The sequence below is a fragment of the Planomicrobium sp. CPCC 101110 genome (genome assembly GCF_007859395.1).
In the GTDB taxonomy this organism is placed as follows: Bacteria; Bacillota; Bacilli; order Bacillales_A; family Planococcaceae; genus Planococcus.
The window spans coordinates 95097-114677 of the sequence record NZ_VOHD01000008.1 but is presented as its reverse complement, the minus strand read 5'-3'; the positions used below and the strand labels follow the sequence as shown (position 1 = coordinate 114677).

19 protein-coding genes are annotated in these 19581 nt (G+C 45.3%); 13 read left to right on the top strand and 6 right to left on the bottom strand.

What is annotated here, in order from left to right:
- Positions 1–232: 232 nt before the first annotated feature.
- Positions 233–958: a helix-turn-helix domain-containing protein gene (locus FQV30_RS12430; protein ID WP_146500478.1), complete on the top strand. Its 726-nt coding sequence runs from the start codon at positions 233–235 to the stop codon at positions 956–958.
- A gap of 55 nt (positions 959–1013) precedes the next feature.
- On the opposite strand, the gene FQV30_RS12425 is transcribed toward FQV30_RS12430, so the two are convergent.
- Positions 1014–1751, bottom strand: a complete 738-nt coding sequence (locus tag FQV30_RS12425) for a hypothetical protein (protein ID WP_146500477.1) — start codon at positions 1749–1751, stop codon at positions 1014–1016.
- 205 nt (positions 1752–1956) lie between these two features.
- On the bottom strand, positions 1957–2673 hold the full coding sequence (locus FQV30_RS12420) for a 3-ketoacyl-ACP reductase (RefSeq protein WP_146500476.1): 717 nt from the start codon (positions 2671–2673) through the stop codon (positions 1957–1959).
- Between the two features lie 261 nt (positions 2674–2934).
- Here FQV30_RS12420 and FQV30_RS12415 point away from each other — a divergent pair, with 261 nt between their 5' ends.
- Positions 2935–3168, top strand: a complete 234-nt coding sequence (locus FQV30_RS12415) for a hypothetical protein (protein ID WP_146500475.1) — start codon at positions 2935–2937, stop codon at positions 3166–3168.
- Positions 3169–3257: 89 nt separating this feature from the next.
- Here the strand turns inward: FQV30_RS12415 and FQV30_RS12410 are convergent, their stop codons facing one another.
- From FQV30_RS12410 to FQV30_RS18365, 3 genes are read right to left on the bottom strand one after another with little or no spacing between them, the layout of a single operon-like run.
- Complete coding sequence (locus FQV30_RS12410; RefSeq protein WP_146500474.1) at positions 3258–3731, bottom strand: DUF4188 domain-containing protein; 474 nt, start codon at positions 3729–3731, stop codon at positions 3258–3260.
- A gap of 2 nt (positions 3732–3733) precedes the next feature.
- Positions 3734–3931 carry a virulence activator alpha C-terminal domain-containing protein gene (locus FQV30_RS18370; RefSeq protein ID WP_370512397.1) on the bottom strand — a complete coding sequence of 66 codons (198 nt, stop codon included), beginning with the start codon at positions 3929–3931 and terminating at the stop codon, positions 3734–3736.
- A complete protein-coding gene (locus FQV30_RS18365) occupies positions 3868–4215 on the bottom strand; it encodes a PadR family transcriptional regulator (protein ID WP_370512396.1) in 348 nt (115 codons plus the stop codon). Before FQV30_RS18365 ends, FQV30_RS18370 begins: the two co-directional genes overlap by 64 nt.
- Before the next feature lie 221 nt (positions 4216–4436).
- Here FQV30_RS18365 and FQV30_RS12400 point away from each other — a divergent pair, with 221 nt between their 5' ends.
- Positions 4437–5567 (top strand): M20 peptidase aminoacylase family protein, encoded by a 1131-nt coding sequence (locus FQV30_RS12400; RefSeq protein ID WP_146500473.1) that lies wholly within the window; start codon positions 4437–4439, stop codon positions 5565–5567.
- A gap of 364 nt (positions 5568–5931) precedes the next feature.
- The gene (locus FQV30_RS12395) at positions 5932–6987 is read left to right on the top strand and encodes a YkvI family membrane protein (protein ID WP_146500472.1); all 1056 of its coding nucleotides are present in this window, start codon (positions 5932–5934) and stop codon (positions 6985–6987) included.
- Between the two features lie 41 nt (positions 6988–7028).
- Here FQV30_RS12395 and FQV30_RS12390 read toward each other — a convergent pair whose 3' ends face one another.
- Positions 7029–8192, bottom strand: a complete 1164-nt coding sequence (locus FQV30_RS12390; protein ID WP_186725666.1) for an MFS transporter — start codon at positions 8190–8192, stop codon at positions 7029–7031.
- Between the two features lie 195 nt (positions 8193–8387).
- Here FQV30_RS12390 and FQV30_RS12385 point away from each other — a divergent pair, with 195 nt between their 5' ends.
- From FQV30_RS12385 to FQV30_RS12345, 9 genes are all read left to right on the top strand, one after another.
- On the top strand, positions 8388–8957 hold the full coding sequence (locus FQV30_RS12385) for a TetR/AcrR family transcriptional regulator (RefSeq protein ID WP_146500470.1): 570 nt from the start codon (positions 8388–8390) through the stop codon (positions 8955–8957).
- Between the two features lie 51 nt (positions 8958–9008).
- Complete coding sequence (locus FQV30_RS12380; protein WP_146500469.1) at positions 9009–10454, top strand: DHA2 family efflux MFS transporter permease subunit; 1446 nt, start codon at positions 9009–9011, stop codon at positions 10452–10454.
- A gap of 250 nt (positions 10455–10704) precedes the next feature.
- Positions 10705–11628: a DUF5996 family protein gene (locus FQV30_RS12375; RefSeq protein WP_146500468.1), complete on the top strand. Its 924-nt coding sequence runs from the start codon at positions 10705–10707 to the stop codon at positions 11626–11628.
- 191 nt (positions 11629–11819) lie between these two features.
- A complete protein-coding gene (locus FQV30_RS12370) occupies positions 11820–12923 on the top strand; it encodes an NADH-dependent flavin oxidoreductase (RefSeq protein ID WP_255473445.1) in 1104 nt (367 codons plus the stop codon).
- A gap of 342 nt (positions 12924–13265) precedes the next feature.
- On the top strand, positions 13266–15629 hold the full coding sequence (locus FQV30_RS12365) for a glycoside hydrolase family 65 protein (RefSeq protein WP_146500466.1): 2364 nt from the start codon (positions 13266–13268) through the stop codon (positions 15627–15629).
- A 108-nt stretch (positions 15630–15737) separates the two neighbouring features.
- On the top strand, positions 15738–16985 hold the full coding sequence (locus FQV30_RS12360; protein WP_146500465.1) for a sugar ABC transporter substrate-binding protein: 1248 nt from the start codon (positions 15738–15740) through the stop codon (positions 16983–16985).
- A 112-nt stretch (positions 16986–17097) separates the two neighbouring features.
- On the top strand, positions 17098–17973 hold the full coding sequence (locus tag FQV30_RS12355; protein ID WP_146500464.1) for a carbohydrate ABC transporter permease: 876 nt from the start codon (positions 17098–17100) through the stop codon (positions 17971–17973).
- On the top strand, positions 17973–18809 hold the full coding sequence (locus FQV30_RS12350; RefSeq protein WP_146500463.1) for a carbohydrate ABC transporter permease: 837 nt from the start codon (positions 17973–17975) through the stop codon (positions 18807–18809). Before FQV30_RS12355 ends, FQV30_RS12350 begins: the two co-directional genes overlap by 1 nt.
- A 25-nt stretch (positions 18810–18834) precedes the next feature.
- Complete coding sequence (locus FQV30_RS12345) at positions 18835–19539, top strand: YesL family protein (protein WP_186725642.1); 705 nt, start codon at positions 18835–18837, stop codon at positions 19537–19539.
- The last annotated feature ends 42 nt before the right edge of the window (positions 19540–19581 follow it).

Here is a 19581-nt window from a genome sequence, read left to right as displayed (position 1 = left end):
CCAAGGAATGCCAAGCGGACCAGCACCATCCGGTGTGCCAGAAACTTTTGCCATCTTCAGAAGCGAAAACTCAACAAAAAGCAAAGATATGCAGTCAGCGGACTGCATGTCTATGAGAAGCTGAGCACTGGATTTCATGGAGAGGTGCTTCTGCTGCTAAAAAGTTATAGTTTTCAGAATAGAATCAATCTATAATGAAATATATAATTTGGCGGAAATGAGGGGTGCTTTTATGGAGATTTTAAGGGATTTTGGAAAACGGGTAAAAGAACTTCGTTTAAAAGCCGGGATAACTCAAGAATCGCTGGCGATACGCGCAGAACTGGACCGCTCTTATGTAGGGGCAATCGAAAGAGGCGTGAAAAATCTATCGCTGCTGAATATAGAAAAACTGGCAAACGCTCTTGATGTCGATTTGCCGTACTTATTCGAGCACGAAAGTTTTGCTCCACGCTCCTCCATTTTAAGAAAAGAACTGAAAAAACCGTTGGAAAATAGATTTCTTTGTAATATTGACAAGGATGAACAAGTCATTGCTTGGCGTGTTGCCGGTCCCCTCAATGAACAGGATGTAAAGGAGATTTCGAAAAAAATCAAAAGCTTGGCCATGTTGCTGCGAAAAGGAGAAATCAAATTATTGATTGATAACCGGTCAATGATGATTGATGGCCAGCCCTTTGTTTTTGCGCCTGAAGTTTATGACGTATGGGAAGAACTTCAAGAATGGCTATGCCCTTACATCGATCAAGTCGTTGTGCTGTGCAACTCCACCTTCATGAGAAACCAGCTTGACCGGCTGGCGAAAAGGAGCGGCATCGGCTGTTTTTCAAAACATATCTACAGCGAAGACGTTGAAAAAAGCAATGCAAAGGCATTGGAGTTTCTTGGTATTACAGAATCTCGGATTCTATTGAAGCCAACTGCCGACGCCGAAAAAGGATCTTATGTTTCGGTATGAAAACTAAAAAGAAAAGCCAGATCTTTCAGTCTCCACAGTGAAGGAGCCGGCTTTTTTAAATGATGAGCTGAAGAAGTCCTCCGATTGCAAGAAGCCCGATCGTGAAGGCAAGAAAGCTGCTCTTTTTTTGTTCGGGCAGCTCATCGTTCATGATGTTTAAAATAATGCCGCCCGTCAGAAACGAAGAAAGGATGGCAATCGTAAATTCGCTGGCATTTGTCAGCTCGTTGATCAGCCAGCCTGCTAACACGGAAAGGGCAAGGATCCAGCGGCCGGCCGTTGTGTATAAATCTTCATGGGTCAAATGGAGAACCCGGTTATTGGCGATAAAATGGAAAGAGAACACAATAAAGTAAACGGCATAAGCGGCAATGTTATCTCCGCTCAAATAAGGAAGCAAGTACCCCAGAAGCCCGTTGTATAAAGCAAAGGCGGTGATATGAAGGATGAAAATACGTTTTTCAGGGCGTGTCAGATTGTTTTCATCTTCGTTTTTCTGCTGGGACTGTTCGTTCAGTTTATCAATTCCATAAAAAATTGCGATTCCGAGCAAGGCAAGCAAATAAGCGAAATAATGAAGGTGTTCGAACATACTGGGCAAATGCGCCTTTTTCACAACTTCTTCGTAATGGGCCAGTTCAGGTACCAGATGAAGAAAAACATAGGCGATTGAGCCACCGGAAACTAAAGATAACAGGACGTTTTTTTGTGGGTTATTCAAAAACTTTATATAATGTGTATAAATGTGGACAATCATGAACCCGATGATTACCAGTAAGCTTGGCACGAACATGGAAATTCCCCCTTTGCCGTAAATAGCTGAGTCGCTCTTCTAATTTGTTACCCTCTTTCGCCAATATATATCAGATTCAGCAAATAAATAATCCATAAAAAAAGCTGTCGCCAAAAGTCCCGGTAACAGACTTTTGGTGACAGCATTCCTTTTTCAGCAGACGGACTGTTCTACCGAACGGTCCGTCTTTTGAAAGAAGGGGGATTTATGGATTAGTCGACCATAAAGCAGCCGATTTCATAAGGATGCGGGGGTGCAGCTTCAATTGAGCCACCATAACTTCCGCCAAGTCTTCCGGATGCATGACGTTGTCCGGATTGCCGGTGATCAAGTTTTCGGAATAGGCCAAATCCGTCACTACTGTGCTGGGCGTCAAGGCGCTGACCCGGATGTTATGCTTTCTGACTTCGAGCATCAAAGATTCTGTCAAGCCAAGAACCCCGAATTTAGAAGCACTGTATGCGCTTGTGACAGGAGCTCCTTTTTGTCCGGACGTAGAAGAAATGTTGATGATGTCTCCGGATTGCCGTTCGATCATTTCCGGAAGGACGGCTCGCGTAACATTATAGAGCCCCATCAAATTCACATCGATGATGTTCTTGAACTCTTCGGGAGAAAGTTCAAGGAACTTGCCAAACTTGCCGATTCCTGCATTGTTGATCAGGATATCGATAGGTCCAAGTTCAGACTTGATATGGTCAACTGCCGCAATGACAGAATCGTTGTTCGCGACATCAGCCACAGCCATTGTGACATTGACTCCATATTGTTGAAGTTCTTTTGCCACTTCTTCAAGGTTAGCCCCGGTTCTTCCAAGAAGTCCTACATTGATGCCTTCTTGTGCAAAAGCGACAGCTGTTGCACGGCCGATCCCTTTGCCGGCTCCGGTAATTAATGCAGTTTTGCCTTTTAGATCTTGCATTAGATCCACTCCTTTAAAATCGATAATCTACATATACGAGTATAGCAATTGGAAACAAGGAAATCTAAGGAGAGGACTTACGGTGCTTTTCTGCAGAATATTTTGGCGGCTCGCTTATTTAGCCGATTGCTATTTCAAAAAAGATCTCCGGTGCTGTCAACAACCGGGGGGAAAGCGTGAAAATAATATTTGTTAGTTTCATCTCAAGGGTGCAGGGTAGTTTAGTAATAAGAAAGCATAAGGGCAAAGGAGGAAACAATGATGAATGAGGACCAATTGCTGGCAACAGCGGATATCGAATCGGTCGATTCGGCGCTAAAAGAATATGGGGAAAATGCCTCCATATTAGTGCATCCTGATATGTTGAACCGTATGATGACGAATTTTCCGGACAATTTCACAAAACAAGGGGAAAACATTTGGTATAGAAGCACCCATGCGATTTCTGTCCATAATGGAGAAGACGGCTCCGTCGAAGTTATAGAAATGGGATAAAGAAACAGCCATCCTCAAAATGAGGATGGCTGTTTCTTTTTTCAAAAGTAAATGAAAGGCTATCACTTCACCTTGTCCTCCTATAAGCGCTAGTATTTTCTCAGCCGCTTTTGGGCGGAGTTGGTGGCGGAATTGATCGGCTGCATGCCCAAAGCCTTTGCCAGGCCGAATACCGGCATATTGCCGTAGATTGACTCGGATTGTCCTGGACGAATAACGTAAGTTTCATGATAGATGCCAACCGCGTCATTATCCCCGACTTTTTTATTGAAATTTTTCCAGGCCGTTAGATGCTCTTGCCCTTTCGCGTAAGCCAACAGATCTTCTTCTGACCTCCAATATTGGACCATAAGAGTGGTGCGCAATCCGAAAAAATTTTCCATGGACAAGCAGCCTAAATTCTTGTTGCCGTACAGTTCTTTGATCATTGGCGGCATTGCGGTGAATACCGGCCACCATTTATGGATAGCCCACCATTTATTGATGCGTGTTCCGATGATAAATACAACAAAGCCTTCATGGGTTTCAACCGTATGTCTGCCCGGAAATACTTGAGTGCCCATCGTCAGCCCTCCCTTTGAAGTAAAAGTTCCTTTGTCTCGTCACACCAGTCAATTGCCGCTCGAGTAGTGCGCAAACCATAATCCAGAGTGATCAGCCAAAACGGAGCGTCTTGTTCGTCTGCCAGCCGGGTGGAAATCATCTCTTTGATCGCTTCATACGTATCATGGCGTTCACAGAGTTTTTCATGATAGCTCTCCAAATGGTGGAGCGTCGATTCCAAATCTTGATGTCGGCTAAAAAAAGTTTCAACAACAGCTCGTTTTTCTCGACAGGAAGTTCTGTTATCGGTTGGGCAAGCCAACGCTTTAGCGCCTCAATTCCTTCAGGGGTGATCTCGTATTCTTTTTTGTCCGGCTTCCCTTCCTGCGCTGTATCCTTGACTCGTGCATACCCCTGATCAACAAGAAGCTTCAATGCCGGATAGATTTGGCCGTAGCTGATTTTCCAAAAATGGTTCAAGCTGCCGTCAATTCTTTGTTTCATGGAATATCCTGTATCGCAGCCTACTGTTAAGAGTCCAAGCAAGGCATATTGGGTATTGTTTCCTTTACTGATAAAATCACCTCTCATATCAATAAGATATATATCTTATTGATATATAAAATATACTTTTTCTTAATTGAAAAGTAAATATATATTTCAGATTATTGTGATAAAATGGAACGATAAATGAATGGTAACGACCATATAGCAGGAGGGAAAATATGAAAGCAGCGTTGGAGGAAATCGAACCGATCATTCAAGAAGTGTATGCACATTTACATAACCACCCAGAAATCAGCTGGCAGGAGATCGAGACGACTAGGTACCTTAAAGAATTGTTGGAAAAGGAAGGCTTTGCTGTTGAAGTGTTTGACGATTCGACAGGCCTTGTAGCAACTGTTGGAAGCGGAAAACCGTGCGTAGGGCTTCGTACCGATATTGATGCTTTATGGCAAGAAGTGGACGGCACTTTCCAGGCAAATCATTCCTGCGGCCATGATGCGCATATGGCGATGGTGGTCGGTGCGGTGCTTGTGTTGAAGAAAATCGGTGAGCCGAAGTCGGGGCGATTGAAAGTGTTGTTTCAGCCAGCGGAAGAAAAAGGGAACGGGGCTTTGTCATTCATCGAAAAAGGGGTTGTCGATGATATCGACTTTTTATACGGCGTACACCTTCGCCCGATTCAGGAAATCGGCCATGGATACTCCACTCCCGCTATCATGAACGGGGCAGCTCGCATGTTGAAAGGCGTGATCCAAGGGACAGATGCCCATGGAGCAAGGCCGCATCAAGGACAGAATGCCATTGAAGTAATGGCGCTTCTTGTTCATGCAATCAGGTCGATCCATGTTGACCCGATGGTTCCCCATTCGGCGAAAATGACAATGTTTCAAGCAGGAGGGGAATCTGCGAACATCATTCCAGGGACAGGCGTTTTCAGCATTGACGTACGGGCTCAGACCAACGAAGTGATTGAAAAGCTGATGGTTCAAGTGCAAAAAGCGGCAGAATCGGTGGCTGGATTGGCTGGTGTTCAAATCACCTTGGAAGTGACCGCGGAAATTGCGGCTGCACAAGTGGATGAAACAGCAGTGGAGTTGATGGCCTCTGCCATAAAGGAAACGGTCGGCGGGGAATTTTTGGCGGCACCTGTCGTAACGCCAGGAGGAGAGGATTTTCATTATTACACATTGAAACGTCCGACCGTTAAAGCGACGATGCTTGGGCTTGGGTGTGATTTGTCTCCGGGCCTGCATCATCCGAAAATGGCTTTCAATAAAGGCAGCTTAATAACCGGTGTTGAAATACTGGCGCGAGTGGTGGCTGCAACATTTGAACAACTGGAACATTGACAGGCAAGCGGCATGGAAGCGGGAACAGCTTCCCGCTAATAATTGCAGAAAGAGGTTTTTTCTGCAGCTATTGCTGAATGAAGGCATGCAGAAGGTTTAAAGTGAAAGGGCAAACTGTCCCTTTTTTGAAAGGGTAAAATACTCCTTGTAGAAGGTAGAGTATGGAAAACTGACCCATCTTTCAGGCTTTTTTTTCGTCCAATTCCATTCATGAAAATCTTTTTCTGCTTGTGTATAGCCGGGACATTAGGGATGTCAGGTTGTAGTAACAGGCGAGTATGTTACCCTTATATGAGGGCTGTAATGAGATTTTTTGAAAGAATTGTTTTGTTTTGTTGCTGGAACATCAAGAATGGAGGGAAAAATGAACAGAAGTCTAAAAATGGGAAGTGCTTTTATAGGGATTGTTGTTGGAGCAGGTTTTGCTTCAGGACAGGAAGTTTTACAATATTTTACCAGCTTTGGATACTGGGGAATGGGCGGAGCTTTGCTGGCGATGCTGTTGTTCGGTTATCTGGGGATGGTGTTGACCGGACTAGGAAGCCGTATGCAGACGGTTTCTCATGAAGACGTTGTTTACTCAATCAGCGGAAAAGTCATCGGGAAAATAATCGATTATACTTTGATCTTAACATTGTTTGGAGTCCTGGTTGTCATGATTGCCGGTGCGGGATCGATTTTCTCCCAGCAGTTTGGCTTGCCAGGAGCTTTCGGACGTGCGCTTCTGACAATTTTGGTTATTATCACAATCATGATGAATGTGAAAAAAGTAATCATGATTATTGGCAGCATCACGCCTTTTTTGATATTGATGATCATTAGTATTGTTATCTACAGCATTGCAACAAAGGATTTAAGCTTTGCGGCGCTTGAACCGATCGCTAAATCCCAATTGTCTGCAGCGCCGAACTGGTTTTTGTCCGCCCTTAATTACGTTTCTCTGTCCATTGCACTCTGTACTTCCATGGCGCTTGTCATGGGCGGAGCTGAAAAAAATGTTAAAGTTGCAAGACGCGGAGGCCTTATCGGAGGCCTAGGATTCGGCTTTTTGCTTTTCTTGAGTTCTGTAGCTATTTTCGCTAAAGTGGATGTGGTCGGCGGAGCGGACTTGCCAATGCTGAGAATAGCGGACAATCTTTCGCCGGTAGTCGGCCTGATTATGGCGCTTGTCATTTTTCTGATGATCTACAACACTGCTGTTAGTATGCTTCTATCTTTCTCCGCGCGTTTTGCTGGCATCGGGACCCCGCGTTTCAGAATCTTTGTCACGGTCGCTGGAGTCATCGCCTTCGGCTTGAGTTTTGTCGGATTCACGAAACTTGTCAACTGGTTTTACCCCGCAGTCGGCTATATGGGGCTGATTCTTATAGCCGCCCTTATTCTGGCTGATTTGCGGAAACCGAAAAATAACAAACAATAGAACTGCAAAAAAGCCGGGTCATCGTGTGATCCGGCTTTTTCTTATGAAAACAATGCTTTATCTTCAACTTTGTTTGTAACAGCCGCCAAAATCAAGCCGAACAATATCATTGCTGACGCAACAAGGGTAATCAGTGTGAAACTGGAGCCATGGTCCAGCAATATCGAACCAAGCAAAGCGCCGATACAGTTTGCCAGATTGAAAACAGAAGCCGCAATGGTACCGGACAATGAAGGAGCTTCAGTGGCAGCCAAAATGATTTTAGCATTCAGAATCGGTGTGGTCCCAAAAGTTCCTGCGCCAAACAAAAAGCACATGATAAAAGCGAGCAAAGTGGACTGCAGCAGGAACGTGAATAATGCCAAAACGGCAGCTAAGATTGCCAGTGCCCAAATGAGCCGCTGTGTCAAAAGATGCGGCCGGATGCGGCCTGATGTGAAATTGCCGGCCACCGCACCGACGCCGAACAAAAAGAGGCCGATTGTCACGCCGCCGACACCAAAGCCGGCATAGTCCCGAAGCATCGGCTCAAGGAACGTGTAAGCTGTGAAAACACCTGAAAAACCAAAGACAATGATGGCCAGGACAAGCATGACGTTTTTGTTTTTAAAGATCCGCAGTTCATCGCGCAATTGGGGGATGACTGTATATTTTTCGTTGGGCACACTCACGACGATGCCAGCCAAAGCCACAATGCCAAGTGCGGCGATAAACCAGAAAACCAGGCGCCAATCGAGAATGCCGCCGATATAGGAACCGAGCGGAACGCCAAGCATTATCGCAATGGTTAGCCCGCCTTGCACTGCAGCAATGGCGCCAGGCCGTTTATGCGGCTCGGTTATGGAGAAGGCGACAGACATGCTCAGCCCGAAAAACGGCGCATGCATAATGGCCGAAAAAAGCCGAGACAACAATAATACTGTGAAATTTGGAGCGGTTGCTGCAATAATGTTGCTTGCGACAAACAAAGCCATAAAAGCAATCAATAAAGGTCTGGGCGGGATTCTGATTGTCGCGATCCTAAGGATTGGGCCAAATAGCGCTACACTGATTGCATAGACGCTCAATAGCAGTCCGGTGGTTGCGACTTCCACATCCAAGTCTTTCGCGAACTGGGTCAGCAGACCGGTCACGACATATTCGGTCATGCCGATTGCGAATGTTGAAATCATGAAAACAAGCAATACTACTTTTCTTGATGTCAGGAATTGGGCCATACGGTCACCCCTTTGCTGATTTAAATAACATAAGTCGGTAGTGTAAAACAATTTCAGTATAATGTCTAGGGAAAAGCAAAGGGAAAAGGGTTCTTTCCTTCAAGAAGGAACATTGGACAATTCACTGACACTGATCTAATATAAGTTGACCGGTCGTTATAATTCAAAGAGGAGGCAAGAATCGTGTCCAGTAAAAAAAGCGCTAAGGACCAATTGATTGAAACAGCTTCCAGGCTTTTTCGCTTGCGCGGCTATCACGGGGTCGGCCTTAAGGAAATCATAGAAGAAAGCGGAACTGCCAAAGGTTCTCTTTATCACTATTTCCCTGAAGGAAAAGAACAGTTGGCAATAGCGGCTATCGAGCATACGAAAAACTTTGTTTCAGATAAAGTCCAGGAAGATTTGGCGGAAGCGGCGGATCCTATCCAAGCTATTCAGGGACATATCCAGAAACTTGCTGAAGAGCTAAGCAAGGATTCTGTGTTCGGCATGCCCATCGGCACTATAGCCGGTGAGACTTACTTGACGAATGAACCGATCCGTCTGGCATGCCAAGCGGTTTTTAGTGAATGGCAAGGCTTATATCAGGAAAAGCTGTCACAATCCGGCTATAGCGAAAAACAAGCGGCGGATTATGCACTCGTGCTGATTGCCCTTGTGGAAGGCGGAATCCTGTTGAGCATCACTTCAAAATCAGGCGAAGCGCTGAGCCGCATCGCCGGCCAAATACCCTTATTGATAAAAAAAGAATGAAATTTTCACGCTGGGAAAGAAATGGCAGTGGAATAAGCGGGAGGAACGAAAGTGTCTACATTAGCAAATTCGAAAATTGAAGAAAACATTAAGACAGCACCGATCTTGATTTCATTTTTAATCGCCGGTTTTATCGGCTTATTCAGTGAGACAGCGTTGAATATGGCGCTCAATCAGCTGATAGAAATTTTTCAGGTTACTCCAGCCGACATTCAGTGGCTGACGACGGGATATTTATTGACAATGGGGATTTTGGTCCCTGTTTCCGGCTTGCTCATTCAATGGTTCACGACCCGCCAATTGTTTTTGGCTTCTTTGGTTTTTTCGATTATTGGCACGTTGATTGCAGCTCTTGCACCGAGTTTTGAGATTCTCTTGGCTGCACGTATTTTCCAGGCGGTAGGGACCGCATTGTTATTGCCTCTTATGTTCAATACGATTTTAGTCATTTACCCTGTACATAAAAGAGGCGCGACGATGGGGCTGATCGGACTGGTCATCATGTTTGCGCCGGCAATCGGACCGACTATTTCAGGTTTGATCCTGGAAAACCTAAGCTGGCACTGGATTTTCTGGATTTCGCTGCCGTTTTTGGTCATTGCTTTATTGGCGGGAATTTTGTATATGCAAAATGTTTCCGCTTTGACTAGACCGAAAATCGATATTCCTTCCATTGTTTTTTCTTCCATCGGTTTTGGTGGAATTGTTTATGGTTTCAGCGTGGCAGGTGAAAATGGCTGGGGCAGCGCCTCGGTAATCCTTTCAATTGTCGTCGGTTTTATCGCCCTTGCACTGTTTTCGATAAAGCAATTCAAAATGGAAGAACCGATGATCGATTTGCGGGTATTCCGGTATCCGATGTTCACCCTCGGATTGCTCATGGTGTTTTTGACATTCATGATTATCATGTCTTCGATGATTCTATTGCCGATGTATCTGCAGTCAAGTTTGGCGCTGACAGCCTTTACAGCTGGACTTGTGTTATTGCCCGGCGGCATTCTTAACGGCATCATGTCCCCGATAACGGGCCGCATCTTTGACAAATATGGACCGCGCGGCCTTGTTCTTCCCGGCTTTATCATAATGGCCTTTATGCTTTGGATGTTGTCGAATGTTACTGTTGAAACATCGATGGCTATGATTATTGTGATGCATACCTTATTGATGGTCGGGGTCTCCATGGTCATGATGCCTGCCCAGACAAACGGGCTTAACCAGTTGCCAAGAAATCTTTATCCGTCCGGTACCGCTGCAATGAACACACTGCAGCAAGTTTCCGGAGCAATCGGCACTGCTGTGGCAATCACCATCATGTCGACGGGCCAGACCGCTTATATGGAAGGGGCGACTGCGCCTGCATCTGCTTCACTTATCAGTGAATCATTAACGGCAGGCGTTCAAGACGCTTTTATTTTCGGATTGGTCTTAGCCGTGGCGGGCTTTATCTTTGCATTTTTCATCAAATCGACGCAATCGAAAAAAGTGGTTTCAGAATAAACAAGCAGTAAACAAGAAGGGCCTGAAAAGGCTCTTTTTGTTTTGGAAATTTCTCTGTCCTCTGAAAAAAATCCTGCAAACGAAAAGGGATAGAAAAAGGGAAACAAGCCAGCCTTGCAGAACTAATAGGGATTGCTGCATTGTGTATGGAATCTGAAATGGAATGGGGGATCGGGAGCCGCAAAGAAATTGAATCGGACATGGGAGAGCCGTCACATCTTAAGCATATTGAGCGAAAGGGGAACACCGCATGGATTTGATCAAGTATTCCGAGTGGAAAGACACGAAGATAACGTTGCATTTGCTGTCCCAAATATTGGGGAAGATCCGGCTGGAAGTTGCGAATCAAGAACCGCAATGGGCCCATGTTATGCTGCCCCTGACAGCGGACGGATTTTCGACAGGCCTTCTTTACGGGGATGATCACATGTTCCAAGTGGAGGCGGATATACGAAACAGCGCTATACATGTTCAAGTTGATGGGCATAAACAGTCCATGAAACTGGAAAATGGAACGCCGGTCAAAGCATATTATGATTTTATCTTTCAAACGCTAAAAAAGCTTGGAACTCCGGTCAGCATTTATCCGAAACCGCAGGAAATGGACATCAAAGTTCCGCTCGACCAAGACACTGAACATACTGCCTATGTTCAGGAAGATGCGCTGCGTGGACTCGAACTTTTCCATTTCGCTTTGCGGGAAGAACTGAAGTTCGTCGGGCCATTGCGATGCCGAAAAGTTAAACCGGGGCTTTTCTGGGGGACTTTTGATGTATCGGCGATTATCATCCAGAACATTTCCGAACCTTTTCCAATGGACAAAGTGATCGAGAAAGCGGCTTTTGATGAACAGTTTATCGAATATGGATTTTGGCTGGGAGATGACAAGGCGGATGTGCCAAGTTTCTTTGTCCTGCCTTATCCGTTTCTTTACAAGGACTTGAATGCCCCTTCGTTAGAACCTAAGGAAGCCTATTATGATGAAGAAGTCAGTGAATACTTTTTGGATATGGAAGCGGTTCTGGCATCATCTGACACCAGCAGCCATGTCCAGCGCTTTTTCAATACGACGTTTGATATTTTATCCGAGGAACTGAAATGGGAAAACTGCGATTACTACAAGAATCCATTGTTGATGAAAAGCCAGCCGACGCTATCCAAGGCAGATGGATAAAGAAAACGGAAAATGAAGAAAGGCTGTCAGTGAAGATCTTTTCGCTGACGGCTTTTCTTTGCATTGGGAAGCAAGTTCAATTCCTTGGATTCGAGATTTTTATATGTTATTTTGATATATGAATTTGTTTAAGATGCAATAAAAATCTGCTATAGAAAAGAGGAAATAACATTAACTCCCTATACAATCCTTTGTTCCAGCCAATCACTTTGCCTAACGGCGTCACTTTGACAGATCGTTTAGGCGTTGCGCCAATGACTACTTATTCAGGAAATCCGGATGGTACGGTTTCAGACGCGGAACTTGCGTATTACAAGCGCCGCTCGACTATTGGCGATCTTTATATTTCCGCATGCATCGCCATCTCGGAGAACGGCATTGCATTTCCGAACCAATTTATCGGATTCGACGACCGGGTCATGCCAAGTTTGAAACAGCTGGCTTCGCAAATGAAAGCGAACGGCAGCAAGGCCATCGTCCAAATGCAGCACGGAGGCCGGCATGGCCAGCCGGAATTGATCCCGGCAAATGAAACTGTTGCGCCAAGTGCCGTTACGACACCAAACAGTCCAGTAGCGCCGCGGGAATTGACAAACGAAGAAATCCAGGCAATTATCCGCGATTTCGGAGAAACTACAAGAAGAGTCATCGAAGCGGGATTTGACGGCGTGGAAATTCACGGTGCCAATCATTATTTGCTGCAGCAATTCGTTTCTTCTTATTTCAACCAGCGCCAGGACGAATGGGGCGGTACGCTTCAAAATCGGTTGAAGTTTTCGCTTGCGGTGTTGAAGGAAGTTCAAGAAACGGCCGCGAAATACGCGGATGACAGCTTTATCATCGGTTACCGGGTGTCTCCGGAAGAAATCCATGGAGAAACAGTCGGTTACACGCTGGCGGAAACAAAAGTGCTTGTCGATTTATTGATTGAAAACGGCGTGCATTATATTCACACATCATTGTTTGATTTTAAAACACCGCCAGCAGGCATGGCCCAGGAAGGCAGCATTGTCAGCATTTTGTCTGATCATATCGATGGCCGCGTGCCTCTCGTTGTCGTGGGCAGTGTGAAAACGCCGCAAGATGCTTTGGAAGCTTTGCAGGAAGGGGCCGATGTTGTGGCAATGGCGCGTCAAGTGCTCATCGATCCCGAATGGACGGAGAAAGTGAAAGCAGGAAACGAAGATGAAATATTCACCACTGTTCCGAAAAAGAGAGTAGGCAAACTGGATATCCCTGAATCGATGTGGAACATGATCACTTCGTACGGAATGGTCCAAGTAGCAGAAGAATAGAAATGGGAAAGGCCGCAAAGAGCAAGTTGCTCTTTGCGGCCTTTTTTTTAATCCAGGCGCTTTTAGATATTCAAATATTAGATGAGAAAAGGGTTCAATACTCGCTCTTATAGGAAAATCAGCAAAAAAAGCCTGTAGTAAATTATTATTTAAATTTTGGGAATTTATTGACTATTTAATAAGAAAGTCGTATACTTGCCCCTGAAAGCGCTTTAGTTTTGCTGGGCTTTTATGTTTTGTTGGACGCTTCTAAATGATGTTTCGAACAAAGCATATTTTTTTAATTTATACAAAAACGTTTTCGTATGTTTTAGGGCTATTGTCAGAAGGGAGACTCTCAACATGATGGAGTACGGACAAGGCACTGGAGAGTTCGAAAATTGGATTGTATCAGAAACGGCATTTTCATCCGGCCATCTAGGGAAATGCGAAGCCATCATGTCGTTAGGCAACGGCTATATGGGAATGCGGTCGGCAACTGAGGAACCTTACATAAAGGAACAAAGAAATTGGTTTGTAAATGGCACGTTCAATAAAGCACAACCAAATGAAGTGGCGGAATTGCCGAATCTGGCTGACATTACCCAAATCGGCATCCATATTGATGGGGAACGTTTCAGCTTAGAATATGGAGAAACTGAAAATTATGTACGCCAGTTGAATCTGAAAACAGCCGAATTATCCAGAAGTTTCGATTGGATTTCACCTCGAGGGAAAAAAATCCGGTTTCACTTCAAACGTTTCGTGTCTTTGGCAGAACGGCATTTGACAGCTGCAAGGGTGGAAATTGAAAGTTTGTCCCATCCAGTTGAAATTTCTTTCAGCTCCGGAATCAACGCACAGATGACCAATTCCGGGATCCAGCATTTCCTGGAAGGTGAACGCAGAGTAATTGATAAAAAGATGATTCAGCTCGTCCAGACGACAAATGAATCGAACGTAGATGTCGTCATAAACACGACTCATAATATCAAGCTCAATGGAGAAGAGCCGGCCGCAGATCCGGAAATGGATATGGCCCGCCGAAAAGTATGGCTAAGTTGCGAGTTCACCCTACAGCCAAGCGACCGGCTGGAAATAGAAAAGATCACCTCTGTCCATACGAGCCGCGATTTGGAGGCAATGGAAGCGGAGTATGATTTGCAGCAGCTGCGCGAGTCTTCTTTAGGTGATTTGAAACTGCATGCACTTCATGGATACGCTCCACTTTTTGAAGCGCACCGACAGGCGTGGAAACAGAAAGTCTGGGATGCCTGCAAACTTGAGATAGACAGTGCCAATGCTTTTGACCAGCTTGCCGTACGTTTTGCGCTTTACCACTTGACCGTTATGGCACCGGTGCATGACGCGCGTATGGGAATCGGCGCCAAAGGCCTGAGCGGGGAAGGCTATAAAGGCCATTCGTTCTGGGATACGGAAGTGTTCATCTTGCCGTTTTTCATTTATTCCAATCCTGAGGCGGCCAAATCGCTGCTGGTTTACCGCTACCTGGGATTGGCTGGCGCAAGGGCGAAAGCTGCTGCTAATGGCTATAGCGGTGCGATGTATCCATGGGAAATGGCCTGGCCGGCTGACGGGGAAGTGACGCCGGTCTGGGGAGATATCGACATCGTTACCGGCAAGCAGTCCCGGATTTGGTCTGGCGCAATCGAACAGCATATTTCAGCGGACATCGCCTTCGCTGTTTATCAGTATCACGAAGTGACAAAGGACCAGCAATTTCTGGACCAATACGGATATGAAATCGTTTTTGATACCGCTGTGTTCTGGGCGAGCCGCTTGGAATGGAACGGGAAAAAGGGCTGTTATGAAATTACCGGTGTTATTGGCCCGGATGAATACAAGGAACATGTTGCCAACAATGCCTTCACGAATTACATGGCCTATTTCAATTTGAAACTGGCCGTCCGCTACTGCGAAAAGCTGATGAAGGAAAACCGGGAGCTATTTGAAAAACTTGCAGGACCATTGGAGCTCGCTGCCGCTTATCCGGATTGGGTGGAGAAAGCGGAAAAACTGTTCTTGCCAAAACCGCGCAATGAAGACCAGGTTATTCCGCAGGATGATACGTATTTGCAGCTTGAAGAAATTGACCTCGCCAAATACAAGAACCAAGGAAAAGTGCGCACCATTTACCGGGATTACAATTCGGAACAAATCAATCTTTTCCAAGTGACCAAACAAGCAGATGCGCTAATTTTGCTGTATTTGCTGGAACAGACATTTCTGCACGAGGATCCGCGGATTTCAACGGCTGTTAAAAGAGCCAGTTTCCGTTACTACGAACCGAAGACATTGCATGATTCATCGCTCAGTCTAGTCACGCACGCTATTTTGGCCAGTGATATCGGTGAAACCGATCTGGCGTATTCGCTTTTCCGAAAGTCGGCAGAGATTGACTTGGGGCCATTGATGAACACATCGGATGAGGGGATCCATGCGGCCTCGATTGGCGGCATTTGGAAAGCCGCGGTTTTCGGATTCGCTGGCGTACGGCTGATAGACGGTCGGCTCCGAATCGATCCGAAACTGCCGAAGCATTGGCGCAGTATGGCATTCACCATCCAGTGGCAGGGGCAGCCAGTTGGTATCACCGTTACACCAACCAGGTTGTCGGTGAACTTGCAAAGCGAAGAGGCACTTGAATTTGAAACAAATAACGCTGTTTATGAATGCACAGGCTTTATCGAAGTTCCTCTTAATTAGGAAAAGCGGGAAATCATTCCGGCACGGAAATACCAAGTTGGTAGTTATAAAATGAGGTTTTCATTTTATTTACTATAGTACTCCAAATCAAATAAAGGGGGCATTCACATGAAGTTTCAACGAAAGTCGTTAGGCAGTCTGGTATTGGTGTTAGTGTTGCTTTTGCTGGCAGCATGCGGAGGCGGAGGACAGGAAGAGGGCTCGACGAGCAGCGGGGAAGAAGGCTCAGCAAATAAAATCACGATTTTCCAAAGCAAAGTCGAAATTTCCGATCAGCTCGAAGCATTGGCTAAAGAATACACGGAAGAAACGGGAGTGGAAGTAGAAGTATTAGGGACAACTGGGGACGACTATTTCCAGCAGCTGCAAATCCGTCTGAACAGCAACCAGGGGCCTTCTATTTTCAGCCTTCAGCATGCGATGGAAGCTGAAAAATTAAAATCCTATGTTGCGGATTTAAGCGCTGAAGAATACGTCAAAGACATTGCGCCAAACATGGAACTCAAGCTTGAAGACAAAGTGGTCGGCATCCCGTACGGGGTTGAAGGATTCGGAATCATTTACAATAAAGACCTTGTCAAACCTGAAGATGTGCAAGACTTGGCTTCGTTCAGAAGCACGCTGGAAGAATTCAAAGCCCAGGGCATCAATGGATTCGGACTTGCCCAAGATGCTTATTTCCTGATTGGCCATATCAGCAACTACCCCTTCTCTCTGCAGCCGGATCCAGCGGATTTCATCAGCAAACTGAACGCTGGCGAAGTGGCAATGGCACAAACCCCCGAGTTCCAGGAATTCGGCCAATTCATGGAAGCGATCAAAGTGAATACGCCAACTCCTTTGAGCGTTACCTATGACCAGCAGATCGGTGATTTTGCATCAGGCAAAACCGCTATGATCCACCAAGGAAACTGGGCTGCAGGGATGCTCCAGGAATTTGATTTAGGCTTTGAATACGGCATGCTGCCATTCCCGCTGATGGGAAATGACAAATTGGCTGTAGGGACAGGAAACAACTGGGCTGTCAACAGCCAAAAAGAAGAAGGCGAGATTCAAGCAGCAAAAGATTTTCTGAACTGGATGCACACAAGCGAGGCAGGGAAGCGCTATATCGTAGAAGAATTCAAATTTGTTCCAGCTCTTACTACAATCGAGCCGGGTGAATTGGATCCTTTATCGCAAGCGGTTTCTGAAGCTTCAAACAGCGGAGACACGATTCCATGGGCGCAGAATGCTTACCCTGCGAACATTGTTCCAAACGACTTGACGCCTTTTGCGCAGCAATTCTTCTCTGAAGATATGACAGGCGAACAGTTTGTTGAAGAATTTGATAATGCATGGCAAAACGCCCAGTAAAAAAATCCATAACGGAACAATGGGATCGGGGATTGGGGACATGCCTTTATCGGCGTGTCCGATCCTTGATTTAAAGAGCGACTAAAGAATCCACTGGAAAGAAGGGGCGGACATGGCAAGCAAGAACAAAAAAATGTGGTATGCGCTGTTCACTGTACCTTTGCTGCTTATTTTCATCACTGTAGTTATCATCCCTTTTTTAATCGGAATTTATTATGCATTTTTTGAATGGGACGGCATTGCGGCCAACCCGAAAGTATTTGTGGGGATTGAAAATTTCACAAGCCTCCTGCAGGATGAACGGTTTCTGGAATCCGCCTGGATCACAGTTTTGTTCACTGTACTATCAGTGATAGCCATCAATATCGTGGGACTTGCATTTGCGCTGTTGGTGACCTCTAAGCTGCGTACATCAAACCTTGCACGTACGATGCTGTTCATGCCTTACTTGATCGGCGGATTGATCTTAGGATATATCTGGCAGTTCGTCTTTTTGGATGTTTTCTCCTTGTTCGGTGAAGTGACCGGATTGGATCAAGTCTTCTTCAACTGGCTGATAGATCCTCAATTCGCTATGTATGGTTTGGTGTTCGTGTTCACATGGCAAATGGCGGGATACGTTATGATCATTTACATTGCCGGGCTTCAAGGAATTCCGAACGAAGTGGTCGAGGCTTCAAAAATAGATGGCGCTTCTCCTTGGCAGCGTTTCTTTAGGGTCACTTTGCCGCTTTTGATGCCAGCCCTTACCATTTCATTGTTTTTGACGCTTTCATCCGCATTTAAGATTTATGACGTCAACTTGTCGTTGACAGGCGGAGGCCCCGCAAACTCTACTGAAATGTTCGCGATGAATATTTACAACGAAATTTTCGGCAGCGGAAATTACGGGCTCGGGCAAGCCAAAGCGATTGTCTTCTTTTTCCTTGTAGCTGCTATTACGTTGACCCAGGTCTACATTACGAAGAAACGGGAGGTGGAAATGTGATGCGGAAGCTATTTGGGTATTCAAAGGAGATTTTGCTCGTCCTTCTTGCAATTGTCTTTTTGTCTCCTATCTACATCATTTTTGTCAACTCCTTCAAAGACCGTCAGGAACTATATGATAATGCCCTGTCACTGCCATCTTCTTTTAGTCTCCAATATTACATGGAAGCGATGGAAAAAATGAATTTCCTTAGCGCTATCGCCAATTCGCTTTACGTAACCATCCTTTCCGTCATTATCATCGTGGTTTTGTCTTCCATGACCGCCTGGATGCTCGTGCGGACCGGAGGCAAATGGAGCACCATCATTTTCATGACTTTTATCGCAACGATGCTGATTCCTTTCCAGACCCTCATGATGCCGCTTATGCAATTTATGAGCTCGATAACGAGCAATTTGAATATTCCGATGTACAACACACGCGAAGGGCTTATTTTCATGAATGTCGGCTTCCATGCCAGCCTTTCGGTATTCCTTTACCACGGCTTCATCAAATCGATTCCCATAACGCTTGAGGAAGCTGCAACAATTGACGGCGCTTCAAAGTTTGGCGTCTTCTGGAGAATCATATTCCCGATGTTGAAACCGATTACTGCGACAGTGATGATCTTGAATGTTATCAGCATATGGAATGACTTCCTGCTGCCTTCTTTGACGCTTATCGATGTGGACCTAAGAACAATTCCGTTATCAACGTTCTATTTCTTTGGCGAATTCTCGATTCAATGGAATCTCGCAATGGCCGGCCTGACTTTGACGATTATTCCGGTGATTATCTTCTATGCACTTGCACAAAAACACATCATTAAAGGAATTGGAGAAGGAGCGGTCAAGTGAACCGATTCTTGCAGGAGGGAACGATATGCGTGACGCATCAGGCCTAACGGAAACTTTATACATTGCCACTGAATGGATCATGCGTTTTTCTGTCATCAATATTTTTTGGTTTGTCCTCAATATTCCAGTTTTCTTTACGATCAGCAGTATTTTTCTTGGGGATTCAGAAAGCGGCGCATTGATTTATTTGCTGCCGCTTGTGATTTTACTGCCGGGTTTGTTTTTTCCCAGCACAGCTGCAATGTTTGCGACTGTCCGGGAATGGATCCTGAAAAAAGATCAATCTTCCCTGACGAAAGCGTATTTCTCGCATTTAAAAGACAACTATAGAAAAAGCTTTGCTTCAGGGCTGGTATTGATGGCCATCTGGTTAGTTTGGATTGTGGATTTCACTTTTGTTAAGAACGGAATCGACTTATTGCGTACAGCATTTGCCGTCATCGGATTGATCCTGTTCGTTTTTACCATCAACTTCCTTTCTTTGGGCGCCCATTACCAAATGCAAAACAAAGCGCTAATGAGGAATGCTTTTTTCATCACAGTAGGAAATCCATTGCTAAGTCTCTTCATCCTGTTCAGCAACTTCTCGCTTTTTTATGTAAGTGCTACTGAGCTTTTGTTTTTATTGCCGCTTTTTGCAGGCACGATCAGCGCTTTTCTTTCTTTTTTGGCTTTTTATCGATTCACTTTGAAAGTGGAGAAAAAAGCATTGGACAGCAAAGAAATATGATTTGCCCGCAATGAGCCAAGCGATATTTATCGGTAAATGTTT